The sequence below is a fragment of the Streptococcus sp. genome (assembly GCF_019414905.1).
Taxonomy (GTDB): Bacteria; Bacillota; Bacilli; order Lactobacillales; family Streptococcaceae; genus Streptococcus.
Map to the genome: position 1 here is coordinate 1 of NZ_DXLC01000177.1, position 3,736 is coordinate 3,736.

Genomic DNA, 3,736 nt, shown 5'->3' on the forward strand with positions numbered 1-3,736 from the left:
GCGATGACTACCACCTTCAAAGAGATATCTTCGAACTGGCCCTCATCAAGGAAGCTATTAAACAGAAAAAGCCAATTTTTTCTGTCTGCCGTGGAACACAACTCTTTAACGTTGCCATGGGTGGAACTTTGTATCAAGATATCGAAGACCACTGGCAAGATTGTTCGGCTGAGTACACAACTCAACGCTTGGTGACAGAGCCTGATACAGTTCTTCGAGAAATCTATGGAGAAATCTCCCATATCAACTCCTTCCACCACCAGAGTATCAAAGATTTAGCACCTAACTTAAAGATTGCAGCTCATGATCCTAAGGATGGTATCATTGAAGCTGTCATGAGTACGGATGATGTCGCCTTTCTCGGTGTCCAATGGCATCCAGAATTTCTTTTTGAAAATCGTCCCAAAGATAAAAATCTCTTTGACTATGTCGTTAATAAACTTTAAATTAAATCTGTCTTTTCACGATAACTAAAGTAACTGGAGTGAGAGACAATCAAATGGTCTAAGAGGACAATTCCCATCAGATCGCAGGCTTCTTTGACAAGTTTAGTAACATGATCATCATTTCGGCTAGGAGCTACTGCTCCTGAAGGATGATTGTGAACTAAGATTAGAGAGGTCGCCATATGCTTGATGGCATAATGAAGAATCTCTCGCGGTTCAGCGATACTGCGAGTAGCTGAGCCGATAAAAATGGTCTGTTGATGGATGATTTGATTTTGAGTATTGAGATAGAGCGCCACTAGGTGCTCTTGTTTTTTGTCCCCCAATTCCTGTTGCATCTTCTTGGCCAGCTTTTTACTACTGAGAATACTTTCCATCTCAAGGTTCTCGTGTTTGTGAATACGATGGCCCAGTTCAATCATAGCTTGTAATTCTATTGCCTTAACACGGCCGATACCAGACAGACTCTGCAATTCCTGCAGGGTCATTTTTTTCAAATCTGTTAGGCTTGAAAGATTGTTCAAGACTTTCTGGGCAACTTCAAAAACACTAGCTTGACGTGTTCCTGTCCTGAGTAAAATAGCTAGCAATTCTTGATTACTGAGCGCTTCTACTCCTTCCTTGGCCAATCTTTCTCTTGGTAATAGTGAATCTTCTTGGAATGAAATACTGTACATAAAAATCCTCCTCACTTTATTATTCGTGAGAAGGATGGAAAATTAGATTTTTTTCTCAATTGGGGCTACACTAGCTAAAAGTTTTTTCAAACCTACTTCTGGGAAATTGATTTTTAATTCCTGAGTAGCACCGCTACCTGAAACTTCCAGAACAGTTCCCTCTCCCCATTTCTTGTGGAGAGCAATGTCACCAATGGACCAATTTGTCTCGCTAGACGCTGATTTTGCACCAGCTGAAAATTGACCAAATGGAAGACCGCTTGACTGGATAGATTTTGGGGCAGCACTGCGTTTACGGTCTTGAAGAGCTTGAGCCAGACTCATACCTTGACCGAAGGCGAGACCACCACTGCTATATGATGCCTTAAAGCTTGTATTTGATGGACGAGCCAGACCTTGATACTCAAGTAAGTCTGAACTGATTTCGTTAATAAAACGAGTCGGACGGTTGTAGTTGGTACGACCAAAAAGCAGGCGCGAATTGGCATTGGTCAGATAGAGGATTTTCTCTGCACGCGTAATTCCTACATAGGCCAGACGGCGTTCTTCTTCTAATTCATCTAGATCCTCAGCTGCACGACTAAGCGGGAAGACATTTTCTTCCATCCCAATCAAAAAGACAACTGGAAACTCGAGACCTTTGGCAGCATGCAGGGTCATCAAGGTCACTTCTGATGTCTCCTGACTACCTGAATCTGTATCCGCAATCAAGGCTAAGTCATTTAAGAAACGACTCAGCTTGTCCAAACCAGTTTCCTCTTCTGGCACATCAGAGGTGTCGTCAAAATTTTTCGTCACAGAAAGGAACTCTTCGATATTTTCAACCCGAGCCTTACTTTCTAGAGTCGCTTGGGCATTAAGAATATCGACATAACCTGTTTTTTCTAGTACCGACTCAACCAACTCAGTAATACTTAAGTGGTCCAGTTGCTCTCGCAAATCCAGAATCATATTGGCAAAATCCCAGATAGACTGGGCTGCTTTACCCTTGATACCAGACAACATGATATTAGCAGAAGCATCTAGCATAGACATGTTTTGCATATTAGCAAAGTCACGAATTTTCTCAACAGTACCTGGGCCAATTCCACGTTTAGGCTCGTTGATAATACGCTCAAAACTGATATTGTCACTCAAATTAGCAATAAGATTAAGATAAGCGATAATATCTCGGATTTCCTTACGGCTGTAGAACTTGGTTCCGCCAACCATAGTATAAGGAATATTAGACTTGAGCAAAGCTTCTTCAATGGTACGAGACTGGGCATTAGTACGATAAAGAACTGCAAAATCCTTGTGAAGGAAGTTTTGACTACGACCAAGTTCATCGATGGTTCTGGCTACAAATACAGCCTCATCTAGCTCATCATTGGCACGATAGTAAACGATTTGCTCCCCATCAGCATTTTGTGTCCAAAGATTCTTAGGACGGCGGTTTTTATTGTTTTTAATGACCTCGTTGGCCGCTTGGAGAATTGTTTTAGTGGAACGGTAATTCTCCTCCAACAAAACAACCTTGGCTTGGGGATAATCTTTCTCAAAATCCAAAATATTCTGCATATCAGCACCACGCCAGCCGTAGATAGACTGGTCCGCATCCCCAACCACACAAATATTTTTAAAACGGGAAGCCAAGAGTTTGACCAATTGGTACTGAGCGTGGTTGGTATCTTGGTACTCATCAACATGGATGTATTGAAATTTCTGCTGGTAATAAGTCAAAACATCAGGATTTTGATCAAAGAGACGCAAGGTCAGCATAATCAAATCATCAAAGTCAACCGACTCCGACTGACGCAGTTCTTTCTGATAGGCTGTATAACACTGGGCCACGATTTGGGTGTACATATCACCTGCTTGAGCTGCATAGGCCACATCATCAATCAAGTCATTCTTGGCATTGGAAATAGTCCCTAAGATGCTTCGTTCATTCCATTTTTTCGGATCCAAGTTTAATTGCTTGAGAATCCGTTTCATGAGAGTTCGCTGTTCACCAGGATCTACAATAGTGAAATTGCGGTTGTAGCCAATATGGTCCGCATCACGACGTAGAATACGAACACACATGGAGTGAAAAGTCGCAATCAAACAGTCCTGAGTAGCTGGATTGAGTCCGTAAGCACGTTCCTTCATCTCACGCGCAGCCTTGTTAGTAAAGGTAATGGCCAAGATATTCCAAGGATTGACCAGCTTTTCATCAATCAAATAAGCGATACGGTGGGTCAAAACACGGGTCTTTCCAGAGCCAGCCCCCGCCATGATTAACAAGGGACCTTCTGTCGTTTGCACCGCCTCAGCCTGACGGTCATTCATTCCATTTAATAATGCGTTCATCTTCTCTTCCTTACTCTTGAAGTCACTATTTCTATTATATCAGAATTCAGGGAAAATATCTTTACCTAGACTAGTTACGTGTAGAAGGCAACTCCTTATATCTAGATAAAAAATGAGCTTGGATTAAAATCTCCAAACTCATTTATTACTCAATGAAAATCGAAGTGCAAACTAGGAAGCTAGCCGCAGGTTGCTCAAAGCACTGCTTTGAGGTTGTAGATAAGACTGACGAAGTCAGCTCAAAACACTGTTTTGAGGTTGCAGATAGAACTGACGAAG

Annotated in this window: 3 protein-coding genes; 1 reads left to right on the forward strand and 2 read right to left on the reverse strand. The window is 42.0% G+C overall.

The window, feature by feature from the left end; translation table 11 throughout:
• The coding region (locus QZ359_RS05390; RefSeq protein WP_293963921.1) for a gamma-glutamyl-gamma-aminobutyrate hydrolase family protein at nucleotides 1-446 on the forward strand (446 nt) is incomplete at its 5' end.
• Here QZ359_RS05390 and radC read toward each other — a convergent pair.
• Nucleotides 443-1,123, reverse strand: coding sequence for a DNA repair protein RadC (gene radC / locus QZ359_RS05395; RefSeq protein ID WP_102211576.1), 681 nt, complete (start codon nucleotides 1,121-1,123; stop codon nucleotides 443-445). The genes QZ359_RS05390 and radC overlap by 4 nt on opposite strands.
• 42 nt (nucleotides 1,124-1,165) lie before the next feature.
• On the reverse strand, nucleotides 1,166-3,457 hold the full coding sequence (gene pcrA, locus QZ359_RS05400; protein ID WP_293963922.1) for a DNA helicase PcrA: 2,292 nt from the start codon (nucleotides 3,455-3,457) through the stop codon (nucleotides 1,166-1,168).
• Between the last annotated feature and the right edge of the window lie 279 nt (nucleotides 3,458-3,736).

Bases quoted from the DNA above. Each gene is read 5' to 3' on its own strand.
- radC (WP_102211576.1), bottom strand. From the start codon at position 1,123: ATGTACAGTATTTCATTCCAAGAAGATTCACTATTACCAAGAGAAAGA.
- pcrA (WP_293963922.1), bottom strand. From the start codon at position 3,457: ATGAACGCATTATTAAATGGAATGAATGACCGTCAGGCTGAGGCGGTG.